The 23196-nt window shown below is 55.7% G+C and carries 21 protein-coding genes; 19 read left to right on the forward strand and 2 right to left on the reverse strand.

The window, feature by feature from the left end:
- Nucleotides 1-279: 279 nt before the first annotated feature.
- The 19 genes from mraZ (at nt 280) to mutT (ending at nt 22214) form a co-directional block, all read left to right on the forward strand.
- A complete protein-coding gene (gene mraZ / locus FA92_RS01650; protein ID WP_009092149.1) occupies nt 280-738 on the forward strand; it encodes a division/cell wall cluster transcriptional repressor MraZ in 459 nt (152 codons plus the stop codon).
- Between the two features lie 2 nt (nt 739-740).
- Nucleotides 741-1682 carry a 16S rRNA (cytosine(1402)-N(4))-methyltransferase RsmH gene (rsmH, locus tag FA92_RS01655; protein WP_033781854.1) on the forward strand — a complete coding sequence of 314 codons (942 nt, stop codon included), beginning with the start codon at nt 741-743 and terminating at the stop codon, nt 1680-1682.
- Entirely contained in the window at nt 1679-1999 is a 321-nt protein-coding gene (gene ftsL, locus FA92_RS01660; RefSeq protein WP_003854764.1) for a cell division protein FtsL, read from the forward strand. The genes rsmH and ftsL overlap by 4 nt, the downstream gene beginning before the upstream one ends.
- A gap of 16 nt (nt 2000-2015) precedes the next feature.
- Entirely contained in the window at nt 2016-3785 is a 1770-nt protein-coding gene (locus FA92_RS01665) for a peptidoglycan glycosyltransferase FtsI (protein WP_013356760.1), read from the forward strand.
- Nucleotides 3772-5259: a UDP-N-acetylmuramoyl-L-alanyl-D-glutamate--2,6-diaminopimelate ligase gene (gene murE, locus FA92_RS01670; RefSeq protein WP_033781856.1), complete on the forward strand. Its 1488-nt coding sequence runs from the start codon at nt 3772-3774 to the stop codon at nt 5257-5259. The genes FA92_RS01665 and murE overlap by 14 nt, the downstream gene beginning before the upstream one ends.
- A complete protein-coding gene (gene murF, locus FA92_RS01675; RefSeq protein ID WP_033781858.1) occupies nt 5256-6614 on the forward strand; it encodes a UDP-N-acetylmuramoyl-tripeptide--D-alanyl-D-alanine ligase in 1359 nt (452 codons plus the stop codon). The genes murE and murF overlap by 4 nt, the downstream gene beginning before the upstream one ends.
- The gene (mraY, locus tag FA92_RS01680; protein ID WP_013356763.1) at nt 6608-7690 is read left to right on the forward strand and encodes a phospho-N-acetylmuramoyl-pentapeptide-transferase; all 1083 of its coding nucleotides are present in this window, start codon (nt 6608-6610) and stop codon (nt 7688-7690) included. The genes murF and mraY overlap by 7 nt, the downstream gene beginning before the upstream one ends.
- A gap of 2 nt (nt 7691-7692) precedes the next feature.
- Complete coding sequence (gene murD / locus FA92_RS01685) at nt 7693-9009, forward strand: UDP-N-acetylmuramoyl-L-alanine--D-glutamate ligase (RefSeq protein WP_033781860.1); 1317 nt, start codon at nt 7693-7695, stop codon at nt 9007-9009.
- Nucleotides 9009-10223: a cell division protein FtsW gene (gene ftsW, locus FA92_RS01690; protein ID WP_003854750.1), complete on the forward strand. Its 1215-nt coding sequence runs from the start codon at nt 9009-9011 to the stop codon at nt 10221-10223. Before murD ends, ftsW begins: the two co-directional genes overlap by 1 nt.
- On the forward strand, nt 10220-11278 hold the full coding sequence (gene murG / locus FA92_RS01695) for an undecaprenyldiphospho-muramoylpentapeptide beta-N-acetylglucosaminyltransferase (protein WP_013356765.1): 1059 nt from the start codon (nt 10220-10222) through the stop codon (nt 11276-11278). The genes ftsW and murG overlap by 4 nt, the downstream gene beginning before the upstream one ends.
- Before the next feature lie 70 nt (nt 11279-11348).
- Nucleotides 11349-12827, forward strand: a complete 1479-nt coding sequence (murC, locus tag FA92_RS01700; RefSeq protein ID WP_013356766.1) for a UDP-N-acetylmuramate--L-alanine ligase — start codon at nt 11349-11351, stop codon at nt 12825-12827.
- Nucleotides 12817-13737, forward strand: coding sequence for a D-alanine--D-alanine ligase (locus tag FA92_RS01705; protein WP_033781862.1), 921 nt, complete (start codon nt 12817-12819; stop codon nt 13735-13737). Before murC ends, FA92_RS01705 begins: the two co-directional genes overlap by 11 nt.
- Before the next feature lies 1 nt (nt 13738).
- Nucleotides 13739-14578, forward strand: coding sequence for a cell division protein FtsQ (gene ftsQ / locus FA92_RS01710; protein ID WP_013356768.1), 840 nt, complete (start codon nt 13739-13741; stop codon nt 14576-14578).
- Complete coding sequence (gene ftsA / locus FA92_RS01715; protein WP_010253890.1) at nt 14575-15831, forward strand: cell division protein FtsA; 1257 nt, start codon at nt 14575-14577, stop codon at nt 15829-15831. The genes ftsQ and ftsA overlap by 4 nt, the downstream gene beginning before the upstream one ends.
- Nucleotides 15832-15902: 71 nt before the next feature.
- The gene (ftsZ, locus tag FA92_RS01720) at nt 15903-17057 is read left to right on the forward strand and encodes a cell division protein FtsZ (protein ID WP_003854738.1); all 1155 of its coding nucleotides are present in this window, start codon (nt 15903-15905) and stop codon (nt 17055-17057) included.
- A gap of 101 nt (nt 17058-17158) precedes the next feature.
- The gene (gene lpxC, locus FA92_RS01725; RefSeq protein WP_033781864.1) at nt 17159-18076 is read left to right on the forward strand and encodes a UDP-3-O-acyl-N-acetylglucosamine deacetylase; all 918 of its coding nucleotides are present in this window, start codon (nt 17159-17161) and stop codon (nt 18074-18076) included.
- Between the two features lie 301 nt (nt 18077-18377).
- Nucleotides 18378-18884 carry a secA translation cis-regulator SecM gene (gene secM / locus FA92_RS01730; RefSeq protein WP_325050639.1) on the forward strand — a complete coding sequence of 169 codons (507 nt, stop codon included), beginning with the start codon at nt 18378-18380 and terminating at the stop codon, nt 18882-18884.
- Nucleotides 18885-18958: 74 nt separating this feature from the next.
- Entirely contained in the window at nt 18959-21664 is a 2706-nt protein-coding gene (gene secA / locus FA92_RS01735; RefSeq protein WP_033731564.1) for a preprotein translocase subunit SecA, read from the forward strand.
- Nucleotides 21665-21818: 154 nt separating this feature from the next.
- Nucleotides 21819-22214, forward strand: coding sequence for an 8-oxo-dGTP diphosphatase MutT (mutT, locus tag FA92_RS01740; RefSeq protein ID WP_013356774.1), 396 nt, complete (start codon nt 21819-21821; stop codon nt 22212-22214).
- Nucleotides 22215-22241: 27 nt separating this feature from the next.
- Here mutT and yacG read toward each other — a convergent pair whose 3' ends face one another.
- Together yacG and zapD are read right to left on the reverse strand one after the other, a co-directional pair.
- Entirely contained in the window at nt 22242-22442 is a 201-nt protein-coding gene (gene yacG / locus FA92_RS01745) for a DNA gyrase inhibitor YacG (protein WP_013356775.1), read from the reverse strand.
- Between the two features lie 8 nt (nt 22443-22450).
- Complete coding sequence (gene zapD, locus FA92_RS01750; protein ID WP_033781868.1) at nt 22451-23194, reverse strand: cell division protein ZapD; 744 nt, start codon at nt 23192-23194, stop codon at nt 22451-22453.
- Between the last annotated feature and the right edge of the window lie 2 nt (nt 23195-23196).

Consider the following 23196-nt stretch of genomic DNA (forward strand, 5'->3'; position numbering starts at 1 on the left):
TGTCTCAGAAACTACGATAAATATTCAGCGCTTCATGTTGTTTCATTTTTAGTCGTTTTTTTGTGGGTCCTTATTTTTATTCAGGTATTCATTGGCTTAATTTTTACTTTCCCTTTTTATTCGTTTATATCGTCGCCAGAGATTAATTTTGCGCTCTGTAAAGAGTGATATTCAACTACCGCTCCGGCTTGACAAGGATTTCATGGGATCCTTAAACTCGTTTCGTGGTAAAAAGTGGGATAAAGTGGCGTAAATGGGTGACCAGGAGGAGAGACTGGCATGTTCCGCGGAGCAACGTTAGTCAATCTCGACAGCAAAGGGCGGCTCGCCGTACCCACGCGATATCGCGATTTGCTGATTGGGGAATCTCAGGGGCAGATGGTCTGTACCATCGACCTCCACCAGCCATGCCTGTTGCTTTATACCCTGCCCGAATGGGAAATCATTGAAAAAAAGCTGGCACGCCTTTCCAGCATGAATCCACTTGAGCGCCGCGTACAGCGTTTGCTGCTGGGACATGCCAGTGAATGTCAGATGGACAATGCAGGCCGCCTGCTGCTGGCAAATACGCTTCGGCAGCACGCAAAATTAACCAAAGAAGTGATGCTGGTTGGACAGTTCAACAAGTTTGAGCTGTGGGATGAACAGACCTGGTATCAACAAGTCAGGGACGATATTGACGCAGAACAGTCGGCTCAGGAGCCTTTATCTGAGCGGTTGCAGGACTTGTCGCTATAGCTATGCAGGAAAATTTCATACATACCACCGTACTGTTGGATGAGGCGGTTAACGGCCTCAATATCAGGGAAGACGGTATTTACATCGACGGCACTTTTGGCCGTGGTGGCCATTCACGCCTGATTCTTTCGCAACTGGGAGAGAAGGGAAGGCTGATCGCCATCGATCGCGATCCGCAAGCTATCGCCGCTGCCGCTGAGATCACCGATCCGCGTTTTTCAATTATTCATGGCCCTTTTTCCGCGCTGGCAGAGTATGTCGCTGAACGGGATTTAGTCGGGAAAATTGACGGCATTTTACTCGATCTGGGGGTTTCATCACCGCAACTGGATGACGCCGAACGCGGCTTCTCCTTTATGCGTGACGGACCACTGGATATGCGCATGGACCCTTCGCGCGGTCACTCCGCCGCAGAATGGTTACTGCACGCGGAAGAAGCGGATATCGCCTTCGTCCTGAAGACCTACGGTGAAGAGCGATTCTCTAAACGTATTGCCCGGGCCATTGTCGAGCGCAATCGTGAACAGCCGATGACCCGCACCCGGGAGCTGGCTGAAGTGATCTCTGTCGCCATGCCGGTGAAAGATAAGTTTAAGCATCCGGCTACACGCAGCTTCCAGGCCATTCGTATCTGGATTAACAGCGAACTGGAAGAGATCGATATTGCTCTGAAAGGGGCGGTTGAGGTGCTGGCACCACAGGGGCGCCTCTCTGTTATCAGCTTCCATTCACTGGAAGATCGGCTGGTGAAGCGCTTTATGCGCGATCAGAGTCGCGGGCCACAGGTGCCAGCCGGGATACCGATGACTGAACATCAGCTGCGAGCGCTGGGCGGGCGTGAGCTGAAGCTGCTTGGCAAGATGTCACCGGGTGATGCTGAAGTCTCTGAAAATCCACGTGCGCGCAGTTCGGTATTACGTATCGCGGAGAAAACCGACGCATGATCGGTAATGAGCGCCACAGTCTGCCCGCCGTCATCGGCGGGGATTTGCTGCGAAAAGGCAAGATTCCGGTGCTGTTGCTGATCGCTGTGGTGGTGTCTGCCGTGCTGGTGGTCACCACCACCCATAAAACACGACTGCTGACCGCGCAGCGCGAACAGCTGGTGCTGGAGCGTGATGCGCTGGATATCGAGTGGCGCAACCTGATTCTGGAAGAGAATGCGCTGGGCGACCATAGCCGGGTTGAACGCATCGCCACCGAGAAGCTGCAGCTGCAGCACGTTGATCCTTCACAAGAAAATATCGTGGTGCAGAAATAAGGATTTCAGATAGCGAATGAGCGGCACAGGCAGAACGCTGAAGTTAAAGAAACCGGAAGATAAAGCCAGCTTTGTAAGCTGGCGTTTTGCGTTGCTGTGCGGCTGTATTTTACTGGCGCTGGGTGGCTTGCTGTCGCGTGTGGCCTGGCTGCAGGTCATCAATCCCGGCAAGCTGGTGAAAGAGGGCGATTTGCGCTCGCTGCGTGTTCAGGCAGTGCCGACTTCGCGCGGGATGATCAGCGATCGCGCTGGCCGCCCACTGGCTGTCAGTGTACCGGTTAATGCCATCTGGGCTGATCCAAAAGAGCTGCATGCCGGTGGTGGCGTAACGCTCGACAGCCGCTGGAAAGCACTGTCCGATGCGCTCTCTATTCCGCTTGATCAGCTGGCGGCCCGCGTCAATGCCAACCCTAAAGGCCGCTTTGTCTATCTGGCGCGCCAGGTTAATCCGGCCATCGGTGAATACGTCAAAAAACTCAAACTTCCCGGTATTCATCTGCGCGAAGAATCGCGTCGTTACTATCCTGCCGGGCAGGTCACCTCTCATCTGATTGGCTTTACCAATATCGACGGCCAGGGCATCGAAGGCATTGAGAAGAGCTTTGATAAATGGCTGACCGGTGCGCCGGGCGAGCGGACGGTGCGCAAAGATCGCTATGGCCGCGTCATCGAAGATATCTCCTCTGTGGACAGCCGCGCCGCCCATAACCTGACCCTGAGCATTGATGAGCGGTTACAGGCGCTGGTTTACCGTGAACTGAATAACGCCGTTGCTTTTAACAAAGCGGAATCGGGTACGGCGGTGCTGGTGGATGTGAATACCGGTGAAGTGCTGGCGATGGCCAACAGTCCGGCTTACAACCCGAATAATCTCACCAATACGCCAAAAGATCTGATGCGTAACCGCGCGATTACCGACATCTTCGAGCCGGGTTCTACCGTGAAGCCGATGGTGGTGATGACCGCGCTGCAACGCGGCGTGGTCAGAGAGAACAGCGTCCTGAATACCGTGCCGTACCGCGTCAATGGTCATGAGATCAAAGATGTGGCGCGCTACAACGAATTGACCCTGACAGGGGTTTTACAGAAGTCGAGTAACGTCGGTGTTTCACGTCTGGCGTTAGCGATGCCTTCCTCAGCGCTGGTAGAAACTTACGCGCGCTTTGGACTGGGCAAACCGACCAATTTGGGGCTGGTCGGGGAAAGCAGTGGCTTATACCCTAAAAAACAACGGTGGTCTGACATAGAGAGGGCCACCTTCTCTTTCGGCTACGGGCTAATGGTAACGCCGTTACAGTTAGCGCGAGTCTACGCAACGATTGGCAGCTATGGCATTAACCGTCCGCTGTCGATTACCAAAGTGGATCCGCCCGTCGCGGGACAACGCGTTTTCGATGAGTCACTGGTGAAAACCGTGATGCACATGATGGAAAGCGTGGCGCTGCCCGGTGGCGGTGGCGTTAAAGCGGCAATCAAGGGTTATCGCATCGCGATAAAAACCGGTACGGCGAAAAAAGTCGGGCCGGACGGACGCTACGTCAATAAATACATTGCCTATACCGCAGGCGTTGCGCCTGCCAGTCATCCCCGATTCGCGCTGGTGGTGGTGATCAACGATCCCCAGGCTGGCAAGTATTACGGCGGTGCGGTTTCTGCACCGGTGTTTGGTGCCATCATGGGCGGCGTACTGCGCACCATGAACATCGAGCCGGACGCATTACCGACGACCAATGACAGGAATGAGTTGGTGACTAACAGAAGTGAGGAATCAAGTGACAGATCGTAACCTGCGCGACTTACTCGGCCCCTGGGTGCCAGGCGCGCCGGCGCGCCCACTGCGCGACATGACCCTGGATAGCCGCATGGCGGCGTCTGGCGATCTGTTTGTCGCTGTTGCAGGCCATCAGGTTGATGGCCGCCGTTTCATTCCGCAGGCGATTGCGCAGGGCGTCGCCGCCGTGGTGGCTGAAGCTGAAGGTGAAGCGACTGACGGCGAAATCCGTGAAATGCACGGCGTACCGGTCATCTATCTGGCACAGCTGCATCAGCGGCTGTCGGCTTTAGCAGGACGTTTTTATCAGCAGCCGGGCGAGAAGCAGACGCTGATTGGCGTCACTGGCACCAACGGTAAAACCACGACCACCCAGCTGCTGGCGCAGTGGGCGACGCTGCTGGGTGAAACCAGCGCAGTGATGGGCACCGTCGGCAACGGGCTGGTGGGTCACTTAGTCGCTGCAGAAAATACTACCGGTTCAGCCGTGGACGTTCAGCATATGCTGCACGAGCTCGCTGAAAAAGGAGCGACCCTGACCGCGATGGAAGTCTCGTCACACGGTCTGGTGCAGCATCGCGTTGCGGCGCTGCCGTTTGCCGCGGCGGTCTTCACCAATCTCAGTCGCGATCACCTCGATTACCACGGTGACATGCCGAGCTATGAATCGGCTAAATGGCTGCTGTTTTCTGAGCATCAGGTCGGACAGGCGATTCTTAACGCTGATGATGAAGTCGGCCGTCGCTGGCTGGCGCGCTTACCTGATGCGGTTGCCGTCACCATGGAAGATAACCTTCAATCGGGCTGCCATGGCCGCTGGCTGAAAGCCGATGCGGTGGAGTACCACGACAACGGGGCTCATATCCGTTTCAGCTCCAGCTGGGGCAACGGTGAAATCGACAGCCCGCTGATGGGCGCGTTCAACGTCAGCAATCTGCTGCTGGCGCTGGCGACCCTGCTGTCACTGGATTATCCGCTGGCGACGCTGATAAGCGTTGCACCACGATTACAGCCCGTTAACGGGCGTATGGAAGTGTTCAGCGCTGCAGGAAAACCGACGGTCGTGGTGGATTATGCCCACACGCCGGATGCGCTGGAAAAAGCGCTGGAAGCGGCACGTCTGCATTGCAAAGGAAAACTCTGGTGCCTGTTTGGCTGCGGCGGCGACCGCGACAAAGGCAAGCGCCCGTTAATGGGGGCAATTGCTGAACAATTTGCGGATGTGGTGGTGATTACCGACGACAATCCGCGCAGCGAAGATCCGCAGGCGATAGTAAAAGACATTCTGACCGGTTTGCTGGATCCGGGCCGCGCCCGCGTGGTAGCAGGTCGTGCGCAAGCGGTCACTAACGCCATTATGCAGGCACAACCTGACGATATCGTGCTGGTGGCGGGCAAAGGCCATGAAGATTATCAGATCATCGGCAACCGTCGTCTCGACTACTCCGATCGTGCCACGGTAGCGGCACTGCTGGGAGGCGCAGCATGATCCCGGTTTCATCAAAGACCCTGGCGGAAATTACCGGCGGCACGCTGCACGGCAGCGATTTCACCCTGAACGATGTGACCACCGATACCCGCAAAGTGACGGCGGGCAGCCTGTTTGTCGCGCTGGTGGGCGAACGCTTCGATGCACACGACTTCGCCGGAGAGGCCATTGCGAATGGCGCACAGGCGCTGCTGGTGAGTAAGCATTTACCTGTCGCTGTGCCTCAGGTGGTGGTTGAAGATACCCGTATCGCCTTTGGACGACTGGGTGCCTGGGTTCGTCAGCAGTCGACCGCCCGCGTAGTCGCGCTGACCGGCTCCTCCGGCAAAACTTCGGTCAAAGAGATGACCGCAGCGATTCTGCGTCAGTGTGGCGAAACGCTCTACACCGCAGGCAATCTCAACAACGATTATGGCGTGCCGATGACCCTGCTCCGCCTGACCGCAGAACATCAGTATGCGGTCATCGAGCTGGGTGCTAATCATCAGGGCGAAATCGCCTACACCACTGACCTGGTTAAACCAGAAAGCGCGCTGGTGAATAATCTGGCCGCGGCCCATCTGGAAGGCTTTGGTTCGCTGGCGGGTGTTGCTAAAGCGAAAGGTGAGATCTTTCAGGGCCTGCCGGCTCACGGCATTGCCATTCTCAACGATGAGAGCAACGACTGGCCGAACTGGCAGAGCACGCTGCAGGATAAAACCGTGTGGCGCTTTTCACCGCAGGCGGACGAGTGTGATTTCTCCGCCCGTGATATCCGCATTGCGCAGGATGGCACCCATTTTGTGATGAACACACCGCGTGGCACGGCTGAGATCGTACTGCCGCTGCCGGGCCGTCATAACATTGCTAACGCCCTTGCGGCGGCGGCACTGGCCCTGTCAGTGGATGCGCCGCTTAGCGCCGTTCAGCAGGGACTGAAAAACCTGCAGTCGGTGCCGGGTCGTCTGTTTCCGGTGCGTCTTTCTGCGCATCAGCTGCTGCTGGATGACAGCTACAACGCTAACGTCGGCTCGATGACCGCCGCCGTCCAGGTCCTGTCAGAGATGCCAGGTTACCAGGTGCTGGTCGCGGGTGATATGGCGGAACTGGGTGAAGAGACTGAAAAATGTCACCGCGAAATCGGTGAAGCGGCACGCGAAGCAGGCCTTGACCGCGTGCTGACCTGTGGAAAATTCAGTCACTTCATCAGTGAAAGCAGTGGAGTTGGTGAACATTTCAGCGATAAGACGGCGCTGACTGAACGTTTGCGAGAATTGTTGTCCCAACACTCAGAAATTACCGTCCTGATAAAAGGTTCACGTAGTGCCGCCATGGAGCAGGTAGTACAGAGCTTAAAGGAGAAAGGAACATGTTAGTTTGGCTGGCCGAGCATCTGGTCGCTTTTTATTCGGGCTTCAACGTCTTTTCCTATCTGACGTTTCGCGCCATTGTCAGCCTGCTGACCGCGTTATTTATCTCGCTCTGGATGGGGCCGCGCCTCATCGCCTGGCTGCAGAAATTACAGATTGGCCAGGTCGTCCGTAACGACGGTCCGGAATCGCACTTCAGTAAGCGCGGGACGCCTACCATGGGCGGCATCATGATTCTGACCTCCATCACCATTTCGGTGCTGATGTGGGCCTATCCGTCGAACCCCTATGTCTGGTGCGTGCTGTTCGTGCTGGTCGGCTTTGGCATCATCGGCTTTGTCGATGACTACCGCAAAGTGGTGCGTAAAGACACCAAAGGCCTGATCGCCCGCTGGAAATATTTCTGGATGTCGGTGATTTCGCTGGGTGTGGCATTCGGACTTTATGCGGCGGGCAAAGATACCCCTGCGACTCAACTGGTCGTGCCGTTTTTCAAAGACATCATGCCGCAGCTTGGCCTGTTTTATGTGCTGCTGGCCTACTTTGTGATTGTCGGAACGGGTAACGCGGTCAATCTGACCGATGGCCTGGATGGCCTGGCGATTATGCCAACCGTCTTTGTCGCTGCGGGCTTCGCGCTGGTTGCCTGGGCAACCGGTAACGTGAAGTTTGCTGAATACCTTCATATTCCCTATCTGCGTCACGCCGGTGAGCTGGTGATTGTCTGTACCGCCATCGTCGGGGCAGGGCTGGGCTTCCTGTGGTTCAACACCTATCCGGCTCAGGTCTTTATGGGTGACGTCGGCTCGCTGGCTTTAGGCGGCGCGCTGGGCACCATCGCGGTGTTACTGCGTCAGGAATTTTTACTGGTGATCATGGGCGGCGTATTTGTGGTTGAAACGCTGTCGGTGATCCTGCAGGTGGGATCGTTCAAGTTGCGCGGCCAGCGTATTTTCCGCATGGCGCCGATCCATCACCACTATGAACTCAAGGGCTGGCCGGAACCGCGCGTCATCGTGCGCTTCTGGATTATTTCGCTAATGCTGGTGCTGATTGGCCTGGCCACGCTGAAGGTGCGTTAATCATGGCTGACTATCGGGGTAGAAAAGTCGTCATCATCGGACTGGGCCTTACCGGGCTCTCCTGTGTTGATTTCTTTTTAGCGCAGGGCGTCACGCCTCGCGTGATGGACACCCGTGTCTCGCCGCCGGGGCTGGATAAATTGCCCGGGCAGGTTGAACGCCATCTGGGCGGCATTAACGGTGACTGGCTACTGGCGGCAGATCTGATTGTTGCCAGCCCTGGCGTCGCGCTGGCGCATCCGATTCTCAGCGAAGCGGTAGAAGCCGGAATTGAAATCGTCGGTGACATTGAGCTGTTCTGCCGCGAGGCGCAGGCTCCCATCGTGGCAATTACCGGTTCCAACGGCAAAAGCACCGTGACCACGCTGGTAGGTGAGATGGCGAAAGCCGCAGGCTGGCAGGTGGGCGTCGGTGGCAATATTGGTCTGCCCGCGCTGAGTCTGCTGCAATCACCGGCCCAACTTTATGTACTGGAACTCTCCAGTTTCCAGCTTGAGACCACCCACAGTCTGAAAGCGGCTGCGGCAACCGTGCTTAACGTCACCGAAGATCATATGGACCGCTATCCGCTGGGTATGCAGCAGTATCGTGCTGCCAAGCTGCGGGTCTATGAGAATGCGCAGATCTGCATCGTTAACGCTGATGATGCGCTGACGATGCCGGTACGTGGTGCGGATAAGCGCTGTGTCAGCTTTGGTGTCGATTTCGGTGACTACCACCTTAACAAGCAGCAGGGCAGTATCTGGCTGCGGGTGAAAGGTGAGAAAGTCCTGAACACCGCTGAAATGAAGATGGTGGGACAGCATAACTACACCAACGCGCTGGCTGCGCTGGCGCTGGCCGATGCGGTCGGTCTGCCACGCGCCTCCAGCCTGGCGGCTTTAACGCAATTTAACGGTCTGGCGCATCGCTTCCAACTGGTCCATGAAAACCAGGGCGTACGCTGGATTAATGACTCCAAAGCGACCAACGTCGGCAGCACCGAAGCGGCGCTGAATGGCCTGCAGGTTCAGGGAACGCTGTGGCTGCTGATGGGGGGTGATGGCAAGTCAGCCGATTTTACACCGTTGATCCCGTGGCTGCAGGGCGACAACGTGCGCCTTTACTGCTTTGGCCGTGACGGCGATGCGCTGGCCGCGCTGCGTCCTGACATCGCTGTACGCACGGAAACGATGCGACAGGCAATGGAGCAGATCGCGCCACAGGTTAAAGCAGGCGATATGGTTCTGCTGTCGCCGGCCTGCGCCAGCCTTGACCAGTTCCGTAACTTTGAGCAGCGCGGTGAGCAGTTCGCGCAACTGGCGAAGGAGCTGAGCTGATGCGTATTCCTGGTGCCGGACTGGCGGGTTACTTCTCAGGACGCCTGAAAGACTGGGTGATGGGCGCACGCGAAAGTGATGATTCATCGCTGGTGCTCTATGACCGCACTCTGTTATGGCTGACGCTGGGCCTGGCGGTAATTGGTTTTGTGATGGTGACGTCGGCGTCTATGCCGGTAGGTCAGCGTCTGAATGACGATCTCTTTTACTTCGCCAAACGTGATGCGTTCTACATCGTGCTGGCTTTGGGTATGGCGCTGGTCACGTTGCGGGTGCCGATGGATTTCTGGCAGCGCTACAGCAACGTGATGCTGATGGTCACGGTGGCGATGCTGCTGATTGTTCTGGTCGTCGGCAGCTCAGTTAACGGTGCCTCGCGCTGGATTGCGCTGGGTCCGCTGCGTATCCAGCCTGCGGAGCTGTCGAAGCTCTCCCTGTTCTGCTATCTGGCCAGCTACCTGGTGCGCAAAGTGGAAGAGGTGCGTAACAACTTCTGGGGCTTCTGTAAGCCGATGGGGGTGATGGTCGTGCTGGCGGTGTTACTGCTGGCGCAGCCGGACCTCGGTACGGTGGTGGTGCTGTTTGTCACCACGCTGGCGATGCTGTTCCTGGCCGGTGCCAAGCTGTGGCAGTTCATGGCCATCATCGGCTCCGGCATTTTTGCGGTGATCCTGCTGATCATTGCAGAACCTTATCGTATGCGCCGTGTGACCTCGTTCTGGAACCCGTGGGAAGATCCGTTTGGTAGTGGCTACCAGCTGACGCAGTCTCTGATGGCATTTGGTCGCGGAGAATTCTGGGGGCAGGGACTCGGTAACTCGGTGCAAAAGCTGGAATATCTGCCGGAAGCGCATACCGACTTTATTTTCGCCATCATCGGGGAAGAACTCGGCTATGTCGGTGTGGTACTGGCACTTTTAATGGTATTCTTCGTCGCTTTTCGTGCGATGTCGATTGGCCGTCGTGCTCTGGAACTGGATCAGCGTTTTTCCGGCTTTTTAGCCTGTTCAATCGGTGTCTGGTTCAGCTTCCAGGCGCTGGTTAACGTCGGGGCTGCTGCCGGTATGTTACCGACCAAAGGCCTGACCTTACCGCTGATCAGTTACGGTGGGTCGAGTCTGATCATTATGTCGACCGCCATCGTCTTTTTATTACGCATAGATTATGAAACGCGCCTGGCGAAAGCGCAGGCGTTTACCCGAGGTGGTCGATGAGCGGTAAGCGATTGATGGTGATGGCAGGCGGAACCGGCGGACATGTCTTTCCCGGTCTGGCTGTCGCCCATCATCTGATGGAACAGGGCTGGCAGGTTCGCTGGTTAGGCACCGCCGACCGTATGGAAGCCGATCTGGTGCCAAAGCACGGCATCGACATCGACTTCATCCGTATCAGCGGATTACGCGGGAAGGGCATGAAAGCACTGCTACTGGCACCGCTACGTATCTTCAATGCCTGGCGCCAGGCGCGTCGCATTATGAAAGACTGGCAGCCGGATGTTGTGCTGGGCATGGGCGGCTACGTTTCAGGACCAGGCGGCTTAGCGGCCTGGAGCTGCGGAATTCCGGTGGTGCTGCATGAGCAGAACGGGATCGCCGGGCTGACTAACAAATGGCTGGCGAAAATCGCTACCAAAGTACTGCAGGCGTTTCCGGGCGCGTTTCCCGCCGCCGATGTGGTGGGGAATCCGGTTCGTACCGATGTTCTGGCTCTGCCTTTACCCGCGCAACGTCTGGCGGATCGTCATGGCCCGATTCGGGTGCTGGTGATTGGGGGCAGTCAGGGGGCGCGGATTCTGAACCAGACGCTGCCGCAGGTTGCGGCGCTGGTGGGTGATGAGATCACCCTGTGGCATCAGACCGGTAAAGGGGCACAGCCCGAAACAGAGAAAGCCTATCAGCAGGTGGGACAGACGCAGCATAAGGTCACTGAGTTTATTGATGACATGGCTGCCGCCTACGCCTGGGCTGATGTGGTGGTATGTCGCTCCGGCGCATTAACCGTGAGCGAAGTCGCTGCCGCTGGTTTACCGGCGATTTTCGTGCCGTTTCAGCACAAAGATCGCCAGCAGTACTGGAACGCGCTGCCGCTGGAGAAAGCGGGCGCCGCCAGAATTTTTGAGCAGCCGCAATTTACTGCGGAGGCTGTAGCGGATTTGCTACGCCACTGGGACCGCGCAACACTGCTGACGATGGCTGAGCAGGCCCGTCAGGTGGCGATCCCCGATGCGACTGGACGGGTCGCTCAGGAAGTGGCTCGCGCCGCAAAGTAATCATTCCGGTCAGCGTGTCTGACCTGTACCCGAAGTGGGTACAAACTGAAATAGCAGGTAACTGAGAGCGATGAATACACAACAATTGGCAAAACTGCGTTCTATCGTGCCCGAGATGCGTCGCGTCCGGCACATCCACTTTGTCGGCATCGGTGGTGCTGGCATGGGCGGTATTGCCGAAGTGTTAGCAAATGAAGGCTACCATATCAGCGGTTCAGATCTGGCCCCTAACCCGGTGACGCAGAACCTGATCGCCCTGGGCGCCACCATTTATTTTAACCATCGCCCCGAAAACGTGACCGATGCCAGCGTCGTTGTGGTCTCCAGCGCCGTATCGCAGGATAACCCGGAACTGGTAGCGGCTCGTGAACAGCGTATCCCGGTCATCCGTCGCGCGGAAATGCTGGCTGAACTGATGCGTTTCCGTCACGGCATCGCCGTTGCGGGTACGCATGGCAAAACGACCACCACGGCGATGGTGTCGAGTATTTATGCGGAAGCCGGTCTTGATCCGACTTTCGTTAACGGCGGCCTGGTTAAAGCAGCAGGCACACATGCTCGTCTGGGTCACAGCCGCTATCTGATTGCCGAAGCGGATGAGAGCGATGCGTCGTTCCTGCATCTGCAGCCGATGGTGGCCATTGTGACCAACATCGAAGCTGACCATATGGACACCTATCAGGGCGATTTTGAGAACCTGAAGCAGACGTTTATTAACTTCCTGCACAACCTGCCGTTTTACGGTCGTGCGGTGATGTGTGTGGATGATGTGGTTATCCGTGACCTGATCCCGCGCGTGGGCCGTCATATCACCACCTACGGTTTCAGTGACGATGCGGATCTGCGCATTGAAAACTATGAGCAGAGTGGCGCGCAGGGGCATTTTACCCTGATCCGTCAGGATAAAGCGCCGCTGCAGATTACGCTGAATGCGCCGGGTCGCCACAACGCCCTGAACGCGGCAGCCGCGGTCGCCGTCGCCAGTGAAGAGGGCATTGAAGACAATGCCATCCTGGCTGCGCTGGAGAGTTTCCAGGGCACGGGCCGTCGCTTTGATCTGCTGGGTGAATTCCCGACAGAGCCGGTGAACGGTCAGCCGGGCACTGCGATGCTGGTGGATGATTACGGTCACCATCCCACTGAAGTTGACGCGACGATTAAAGCCGCGCGCGCAGGCTGGCCGGATAAAAAACTGGTGATGGTGTTTCAGCCGCACCGTTACAGCCGTACCCGCGATCTGTTTGATGATTTCGCCAACGTGCTGTCGCATGTCGATGTGTTGCTGATGCTGGATGTGTACTCCGCCGGTGAAACCGCGATTCCGGGTGCCGACAGCCGTTCGCTGTGCCGTGCCATTCGTAACCGGGGCAAGGTTGATCCGATTCTGGTGCCGGAACATGACGCGCTGCCGGAAATGCTGGCACCACTGCTGTCAGGCAATGACCTGATTCTGGTGCAGGGTGCCGGTAACGTCGGCAAGGTTGCCCGCAAGCTGGCGGAGACTAAGCTCCAGCCGGAACGCAAAGCGGAGGATCGTCATGGCGGATAAAGTTGCCGTATTAATGGGCGGCACCTCAGCAGAGCGTGAGGTTTCGCTGAACTCGGGTCAGGCCGTCGTCGCCGGACTGCGGGAAATGGGCATCAATGCGCATGGCGTCGACACCCGTGATGTATCGGTGCTGACGCTGAAAGAGCAGGGCTTTGCCAAAGCCTTTATCGCGCTGCATGGCCGGGGCGGAGAAGATGGCACGATGCAGGCGGTGCTGGAGTTCCTGCAACTGCCTTACACCGGCAGCGGCGTAATGGCATCGGCTGTGACCATGGATAAGCTGCGCACCAAACTGCTGTGGCAGGGTCGCGGATTACCCTCAGGCAAATTTGTCTGGCTGACGCGTCAGCAGTTTGATGCCGGGCTAGATGCAGAGAGCAACGCAGCAATTGCGGCGCTGGGTCTGCCACTGTTTGTAAAGCCAGCCTGTGAAGGCTCGAGTGTGGGTATCAGCCGGGTTAACGATCTGAGCGCGCTGCCTGCCGCACTGGACATGGCGTTTAAGCACGACGATGACGTACTGGTCGAGGCGTTTCTCAGCGGCGCGGAGTATACCGTCGCGATTGTGGGCGATCGTATTCTGCCCTCAATTGAAATAAAGAGCGCCAGTGAGTTCTATGACTATGAAGCTAAATACATTTCTGACGATACTCAGTACGTCTGTCCGGCCGATTTAAGCGCTGAACGTGAAGCTGAATTACAGCAGCTGGTGCTGGCGGCCTGGCGTGCACTGGGCTGTCGTGGCTGGGGACGGGTTGATGTGATGACGGATGAGGAAGGGCGCTTTCAGTTGCTGGAAGCCAATACCTCTCCGGGCATGACCAGCCACAGTCTGGTTCCTATGGCAGCAAAACAGGCGGGCATGAGTTTCCCGCAGCTGGTTGCCCATATTCTGGAGCTGGCCGACTGATATGTCACAGGCGGCGATGAGAGTTCGAAACCGTGAACCGCAGGAGCGTATTCGCACCGGGCGCAGTAACGGAGCCCGACTGTTCGGCATTGTTTTTCTGCTGATGGTTATCGGGATTATGGTTGCCGGCGGGCTGGTAGTGCTGAAGTGGATGAACGATGCGTCCCGGCTGCCGCTGTCAAAACTGGTGGTGACAGGACAGACGCACTACACCACCCACGACGATATCCGCCAGGCGATTCTGTCGCTGGGTCCGCCTGGCACGTTTATGTCTCAGGATGTGGATATCCTTCAGCAGCAGATTGAGCGGCTGCCGTGGATTAAGCAGGTCAGCGTACGTAAGCAGTGGCCGGACGAACTGAAAATCCATCTGGTGGAGTATACGCCGGTGGCGCGCTGGAACGATTTGCATATGGTGGATGCTGAAGGTGTCTCCTTCAGCGTACCCGCCAGTCATGCCGGCAAAGAAACAATGCCGATGTTGTATGGGCCAGAAGGGAGTGAGAAAGAGGTCCTGGCGGGCTATCACAGCATGGATGATGTGCTGAAAGCCCGGAAGTTTACCCTGAAGGTGGCGTCGATGACGGCCCGTCGTTCATGGCAGCTGGTCACCAGCGATGATGTACGTATCGAACTGGGCCGCAGCGACACCATGAAACGACTGAATCGCTTTATTGAGCTCTACCCGGTGCTGCAACAGCAAGGTCAGAACGAGAGCAAACGTATCAGCTACGTGGATTTGCGATACGACTCTGGCGCTTCTGTTGGCTGGACACCGGTCGTGATGGAGCCACAGGACAGTAATCAGCAACAGAACCAGGCACAGGCTAAACAACAATGATCAAGGCAACGGACAGAAAACTGGTAGTTGGACTCGAAATCGGCACTGCAAAGGTTGCCGCCCTGGTTGGGGAAGTTCTGCCCGATGGTATGGTCAACATTATTGGGGTGGGCAGCTGCCCTTCCCGCGGTATGGATAAAGGTGGCGTAAACGACCTTGAGTCGGTGGTGAAATGCGTTCAGCGCGCCATCGATCAGGCTGAGCTGATGGCAGATTGCCAGATCTCCTCCGTCTACCTTGCTTTATCGGGCAAACATATCAGTTGTCAGAACGAAATCGGGATGGTTCCGATTTCGGAAGAGGAAGTGACTCAGGATGATGTAGAGAACGTTGTACATACCGCCAAATCGGTGAGAGTACGTGACGAGCACCGCATCCTGCATGTAATTCCTCAGGAATACGCAATCGATTATCAGGAAGGGATTAAGAATCCGGTCGGGCTGTCCGGCGTGCGCATGCAGGCAAAAGTACACCTGATCACCTGCCACAACGATATGGCGAAGAACATCGTTAAAGCCGTTGAGCGTTGCGGACTGAAAGTGGATCAGCTGATTTTTGCCGGCCTCGCCTCCAGTTTTGCGGTTCTGACTGAAGACGAACGTGAGCTGGGCGTCTGTGTTGTCGATATTGGTGGCGGTACAATGGACATAGCCGTATATACCGGCGGCGCTTTACGGCACACTAAGGTGATTCCGTATGCAGGCAACGTCGTCACCAGCGATATCGCCTATGCGTTTGGTACACCACCAACGGATGCTGAAGCGATTAAAGTGCGCCATGGCTGTGCGCTGGGCTCGATTGTCGGCAAAGATGAGAACGTTGAAGTGCCGAGCGTAGGAGGACGTCCACCGCGCAGCCTGCAACGTCAGACGCTGGCGGAAGTGATTGAGCCGCGTTATACCGAACTTTTGAATCTGGTCAATGACGAGATTCTGCAGTTACAGGAACAACTGCGTCAGCAGGGCGTGAAGCATCATCTGGCCGCAGGCATTGTCCTGACCGGTGGTGCAGCGCAAATCGAAGGACTGGCGGCCTGTGCGCAACGCGTATTCCATACGCAGGTGCGTATCGGACAGCCGCTGAATATTACCGGCCTGACTGACTATGCGCAGGAATCGTACTACTCCACCGCCGTGGGACTGTTGCATTACGGCAAAGAGTCGCACATGAACGGTGATGCAGAGACCGAAAAACGGGTTTCAGTAGGTAACTGGTTCAAGCGTATTAACAGTTGGTTAAAAAAAGAGTTTTAATTTTTGTGAAAGGGGATCATGCTGTTTTCTTTAATGATCTCCAGGCGACAGGCACATAACGGAGAGAAATCATGTTTGAACCTATGGAATTAACCAACGACGCGGTGATTAAAGTCATCGGCGTCGGTGGCGGCGGCGGTAACGCCGTAGAGCACATGGTACGCGAACGTATCGAAGGTGTGGAATTCTTTGCTGTGAATACCGACGCGCAAGCGCTGCGTAAAACAGCGGTCGGCCAGACCATCCAGATCGGTAATAACATTACCAAAGGTCTGGGTGCGGGTGCGAACCCGGAAGTGGGCCGTAACTCTGCAGAAGAAGATCGCGAAGCACTGCGGGCTGCGCTGGAAGGGGCAGACATGGTCTTCATCGCAGCAGGCATGGGCGGCGGTACCGGTACCGGTGCAGCACCTGTGGTTGCTGAAGTGGCCAAGGATCTCGGTATCCTGACGGTGGCGGTTGTCACCAAGCCATTCAACTTCGAAGGCAAAAAACGCATGGCGTTTGCCGAGCAGGGGATCGCTGAACTCTCCAAGCATGTCGATTCACTGATTACCATTCCAAACGACAAGCTGCTGAAAGTGCTGGGTCGTGGCATTTCCCTGCTGGATGCGTTTGGTGCGGCCAATGACGTGCTGAAAGGCGCAGTCCAGGGTATCGCCGAACTGATCACTCGTCCGGGCCTGATGAACGTCGACTTTGCTGACGTGCGTACCGTGATGTCCGAAATGGGCTATGCAATGATGGGTTCAGGCGTGGCGTGCGGTGAAGATCGTGCGGAAGAAGCGGCTGAAATGGCGATCTCCAGCCCACTGCTGGAAGATATCGACCTGTCTGGCGCCCGTGGCGTGCTGGTCAACATTACTGCGGGCTTCGACCTGCGTCTGGATGAGTTCGAAACCGTGGGTAACACTATCCGTGCCTTCGCCTCTGACAACGCGACCGTGGTAATCGGTACGTCGCTGGATCCGGAAATGAACGACGAACTGCGCGTCACTGTCGTGGCAACCGGTATTGGCATGGACAAGCGTCCAGAAATCACGCTGGTCACCAACAAGCCAGCCAGCCAGCCAGTGATGGATCATCGCTATCAGCAGCACGGTATGTCACCACTGCCGCAGGAGCAGAAGCCTGCTGCCAAAGTCGTTAACGACCAGGCTGCGCAGTCGAATAAAGAGCCAGACTATCTTGATATTCCGGCCTTTTTACGTAAGCAGGCCGACTAGGATTAACCCTATAATTGGGATTCTCCGCTCTTTGTGCTAAAGTGTCTGTCCGCTGGTAAAGTATACTGGCGGTCGGAAAGGTGATACTGCGAGATAATGCGATGATCAAACAAAGGACATTAAAACGTATTGTTCAGGCGACTGGCGTCGGTTTACATACCGGCAAAAAAGTCACACTGACATTACGCCCTGCGTCGGCTAACACCGGGGTCATCTATCGTCGCACCGACTTGAATCCACCGGTAGATTTTCCGGCTGATGCAAAATACGTGCGCGACACCATGCTGAGTACCTGCCTGGTGAATGATGAAGGCGTGCGTATTTCAACGGTTGAACACCTTAATGCCGCCCTGGCGGGTCTGGGTATCGACAACATTATTGTTGAAGTCGATGCGCCAGAAATCCCGATCATGGACGGCAGCGCAGCACCGTTTATCTATCTGCTGATGGATGCGGGTATCGAGCAGCTCAACAGCACGAAGAAATTTGTGCGTGTTAAGCAGACCGTGCGTGTGGAAGAGGGTGACAAATGGGCAGAGATCAAACCGTACAACGGTTTCTCGCTCGATTTCACCATTGACTTCAAACACCCGGCTATCGATTCCAGCTCACAGCGCTATGCGATGAACTTCTCTGCTGACGCCTTTGTTCGTCAAATCAGCCGGGCGCGTACATTTGGCTTTATGCGTGAAATCGAATATCTGCAGTCTAAAGGCCTGTGCCTGGGCGGTAGCTTAGATTGTGCGATAGGTCTGGATGATTTCCGCGTACTGAATGAAGAAGGTCTGCGTTTTGAAGACGAGTTTGTCCGTCACAAAATGCTGGACGCGATTGGCGACTTGTTTATGTGTGGTCATAACATTATTGGCGCATTCACTGCGTTCAAATCGGGCCACGCGCTAAACAACAAGCTGTTGCAGGCGGTTCTGGCGAAGCAGGAAGCCTGGGAATGGGCAACCTTCGAAGACGAAGCTGAACTGCCAGTGGCATTCAAAGCACCGAATCTGGTTCTGGCTTAACTACCCCAGAACGTGAAACGGCTGGTTATGCTGACACCCTCTCCGGTCAGCGGCACCAGCCGTTTTTTTATTGCCTTCCGTAACACACCTGATGACTGCGACCTTGCTCGCAAAGCGTTGTCTGTTCTGCTGAATTGCTGAACAATCACACGCGTTTTCTCACGCCGCCTCTTTAATCCCAGGTGTGGATGCCCCACATTAATGTTACTATCTGTGGCGCTTTTACAGGCCGAAATCCGTTGCGGCTCGCGGCGGGTACACGAAATCAAGAGCGCAACAGAGCATGCGCGATGGAAAGGTTGTGATCGGGATTCTTCTGCGCTGGCGACAATTAGGTAGACGCTATTTCTGGCCCCATCTCCTGTTAGGGATGGTAGCGGCCAGCTTTGGCCTGCCAGCCTGTGCGCAAAGCTCCGAACTCAACGCCTCGTCTGAATCGCCGGCCAGCAGCCTCTTTCTCTGCAATGCTACCCGCTTTGATCATTTAATCCGGCTTCAGGAAGCATCCCGACGTCCAAGCTTCAGCGTGGATTACTGGCATCAGCACGCCATCCGCACCGTTATTCGTCACCTCTCTTTCACGCTGGCACCTCAGGTGCAGGCAGAGCAACAGCAGTTACCGCTGGCAGCACAAAAGCTGGCGCTGATCGACTCACTGCATAATTTACTGACATCGCATTCTGCGCTGCATACTGCACCGCAGCAGATATCTGTACCGCCTCTTTTCACAGCCGCTACCCGCTCATGGGTAGAATGGCATGCCAGCGTGCATGGCATTCGCGCCGGACCCGCCCGATTGTTCTGCTAATATTTTTGGTTTTATTCACGCTGTTTAGATTTTGCAGTCCGGAATGCGCCGGCTGAATTGAGAATATATTTACTATGTTAAGCAAAATATTGACCAAGGTTTTTGGTAGCAGTAACGATCGTACGCTGCGCCGTATGCGCAAAGTGGTGGACGTCATCAATAAGATGGAGCCCGATTTTGAGAAGCTCTCTGACGATGAACTGAAAGCGAAAACCGATGAGTTCCGCGAGCGCCTGAAGAAAGGCGAATCGCTGGAAAGCCTGATCCCGGAAGCGTTCGCGACCGTGCGTGAAGCGAGTAAACGTGTGTTCGGCATGCGTCACTTCGACGTGCAGTTGATCGGCGGCATGGTGCTGAATGACCGCTGCATCGCTGAAATGCGTACCGGTGAAGGTAAAACCCTGACCGCAACGCTGCCAGCCTACCTGAATGCGCTGTCCGGCAAAGGCGTTCACGTGGTGACCGTCAACGACTATCTGGCACAGCGTGATGCGGAAAACAACCGTCCACTGTTTGAGTTCCTGGGTTTAAGCATTGGTATCAACATGTCTGGCCTGCCAGCTGTGGCGAAGCGTGAAGCCTATGCTGCTGATATTACCTACGGCACCAACAATGAATATGGCTTTGACTATCTGCGCGACAACATGGCTTTCAGCCCGGAAGAGCGCGTACAGCGTAAACTGCACTATGCGCTGGTGGATGAGGTCGACTCCATCCTGATCGATGAAGCGCGTACGCCGCTGATTATCTCTGGTCCGGCAGAAGACAGCTCTGAGCTTTACACCAAAGTGAACAAGATCATCCCTCATCTGGTTCGCCAGGATAAAGAAGATACCGAAACCCATCAGGGTGAAGGTGACTTCTGGGTCGATGAGAAAGCGCGTCAGGCTCACATGTCTGAGCGTGGTCTGGTGAAAGTGGAAGAGCTGCTGGTCAGCCAGGGCATCATGGAAGCGGGCGAGTCTCTCTACTCACCGACCAATATCATGCTGATGCACCATGTCACTGCGGCGCTGCGTGCGCACGCACTCTTTACCCGCGATGTTGATTACATCGTGAAAGATGGCGAAGTGGTGATTGTTGATGAACACACCGGCCGTACCATGCAGGGCCGTCGCTGGTCCGATGGTCTGCATCAGGCGATTGAAGCGAAAGAAGGCGTTGAGATTCAGAACGAGAACCAGACGCTGGCCTCGATCACCTTCCAGAACTACTTCCGTATTTATGAGAAGCTGGCCGGTATGACCGGTACTGCTGATACCGAAGCGTTCGAATTCAGCTCTATTTACAAGCTCGACACCATTGTGGTGCCGACCAACCGTCCGATGGTGCGTAAAGATCTGGCCGACCTGGTCTACATGACCGAGAAAGAGAAGATCGATGCCATTATCGAAGATATCCGTGAGCGCACAGCCAACGGTCAGCCGGTGCTGGTGGGAACCATCTCGATTGAAAAATCAGAAGTGGTTTCTAACGAACTGACCCGTGCCGGTATCAAACATAACGTCCTGAACGCCAAATTCCACGCCCGCGAAGCGGACATCGTGGCGCAGGCTGGTCAGCCGGGTGCGGTCACTATCGCCACCAACATGGCCGGACGTGGTACGGATATTATGCTGGGCGGTAGCTGGCACGCTGAAGTGGAAGAACTGGAAGAGCCAACTGAAGCGCAAATCCAGGAGATTAAAGCGGCATGGCAGATTCGTCATGATGCGGTTCTGGCGTCAGGTGGTCTGCACATTGTCGGTACCGAACGTCACGAATCGCGTCGTATCGATAACCAGCTGCGTGGTCGTGCCGGCCGTCAGGGTGACGCCGGTTCGTCACGCTTCTACCTGTCGATGGAAGATGCGCTGATGCGTATTTTCGCCTCAGACCGCGTCTCCAACATGATGCGTAAACTGGGCATGAAGCCAGGCGAAGCGATTGAGCATCCGTGGGTTACCAAAGCGATTGCCAACGCACAGCGTAAAGTTGAAAGCCGCAACTTCGATATTCGTAAGCAGCTGCTGGAATATGATGATGTGGCAAATGACCAGCGTCGCGCGATTTACAGTCAGCGTAATGAGCTGCTGGATGTCTCGGACGTTAGCGAAACCATCAACAGCATTCGCCACGATGTCTATAAAGCCACTATCGACACCTATATTCCGCCGCAGTCGCTGGAAGAGATGTGGGACGTGCCGGGTCTGGAAGAGCGTCTGCGTGCTGACTTCGATCTGAATCTGCCGATTGCAGAATGGCTGGATAAAGAGCCTGATCTGCACGAAGAAGTGCTGCGTGAGCGCATCATGACCCACGCCACGGAAAGCTACGCAGAGAAAGAGCAGATCGTTGGTGCAGAGATGATGCGCAACTTCGAAAAAGGCGTGATGTTGCAGACGCTGGATTCATTGTGGAAAGAGCATCTGGCTGCGATGGACTATCTGCGTCAGGGTATCCATCTGCGCGGCTATGCGCAGAAAGATCCGAAGCAGGAGTACAAGCGTGAGTCCTTCGCTATGTTTGCCGCAATGCTTGAATCACTGAAGTATGAAGTGATCAGTACGCTGAGCAAAGTGCAGGTGCGCATGCCAGAAGAAGTTGAAGCGATGGAGCAGCAGCGTCGTGAAGAGGCTGAACGTCTGGCGCAGCAACAGCAGCTAAGCCATGTAGAAGAAGATTTGCTGGCAGCCGAGCCTGTGGCAGAGCAGAGCGGCGAACGCAAAGTCGGCCGCAACGATCCCTGCCCATGCGGTTCCGGTAAAAAGTACAAGCAGTGTCATGGCCGTATTGCCTGAGACTGAATGCTGATGAAAAAGGAGCCGATGGCTCCTTTATTTATGCACTCTGCTAACGTAATCTCTGCGCCAGCGCGGAGCTAAAGCGGTTAACTTCCGCTCCGGCATGCTCTAGAATCAGCCTTCATTCACTTATGACGACCGGATAGTTTCCATGAAGCACCTGCAGGTTGCAGTTGGCATCATTCGCAATGCCAATAAACAGATTTTCCTTGCCCAGCGTGCGGCAAGCTCTTACATGGCGAACAAGTGGGAGTTTCCTGGCGGTAAGATTGAAGCGGGCGAAAGCGCCGAACAGGGGCTGATCAGGGAGCTACACGAAGAGACCGGGATTGACGTCACTGAGGCGCGCCCTATTGGTCATGCAGACCACAGCTATGACGATTTGCGCGTAACGCTGCATTTCTTTCTGGTTGAAGGGTGGAAAGGCGAGCCGTGGGGCAAAGAGGGTCAGCCACAGCGTTGGGTTGATCAGCAAGCGCTGGTGGCGGAGGAGTTTCCACCCGCGAATCACCAGCTGATTGCGCGTCTGGTCGCGGGCGAACTCTGACTGGATGGGGCAGTGCGCCCCATCTCATCAGCGATCTTCTTCTTCGCTCCAGTTATCACTGTCGTTCATGTCGTTGCTGCTGGGAATGCGTTTTTCTTCTGCGGCCCATTCTCCTAAATCGATGAGCTGGCAGCGCTTACTGCAAAAAGGGCGCCACGGGCTGAGCTCATCCCAGATCACATCTTTGCCGCACTGCGGACAGGAAACGGTCATCACTTCTTGCTGCATATTTACCTCTAACAACAGGCCAGCTGGAAGTTAAGGCGGGCCGGAACTTCACCGCGCTCACTATCAAGTGGCATAAAACGAATGGCGTAGCGGCTTTTATGTCCGGACACCTGGGGATAGAGCGCATCGTCCAGCGACAACTGTAGTCGCAGCAGATCGGCACCCTCGGCATTATCCTGATAAAAACCATTAAGACTGGTCTGCATATGGAACGCGCCGGACTGGCGGATTAGATCCAATACCATCGCCAGCGCATGATGCAGCGGCTCCAGCGTCTGCATCCAGGCCTCGACCTGCGCATCGCGAGTTTCCTGCGGCAGATGGAGCCAGATGTGCAGGCCCGGCAAATCAAAGCTGCAGCATCCGCCTGGGATGCTCAGTCGCTGACGCACCAGGGCAATCAGACGATCCTCGCGCAGTTGCTGGCCCATACGCGGTGCATTCATCAACAGCGTTGACTGAATTTTGAGTTTATCGCGCAGAGCATCTACCAGCGTCATATCGACGCCAGGCACGTCAGCCCACGCCCGTAATTTTTGCTGCTGGCGCTCAAGCTCTTTCAGCAGTTCTGTCCGCATATCGCCGCGCTCAAAAATATCGAGCAACTCGCCAGTCAGGCGAAAAAAGGTCAGCGCATTAACGGTTTTATCCAGTGGGGTCGTTTCATCTAACTGATTAATCAAAAACTCAACCCGTAACCAGGTTCGCATTTTTTCATTCAGTGGGTGTTCAAACAGAACGGGTGTGCTCATGG

The organism is Pantoea sp. 9140 (assembly GCF_000745295.1).
GTDB lineage: Bacteria > Pseudomonadota > Gammaproteobacteria > Enterobacterales > Enterobacteriaceae > Pantoea > Pantoea vagans.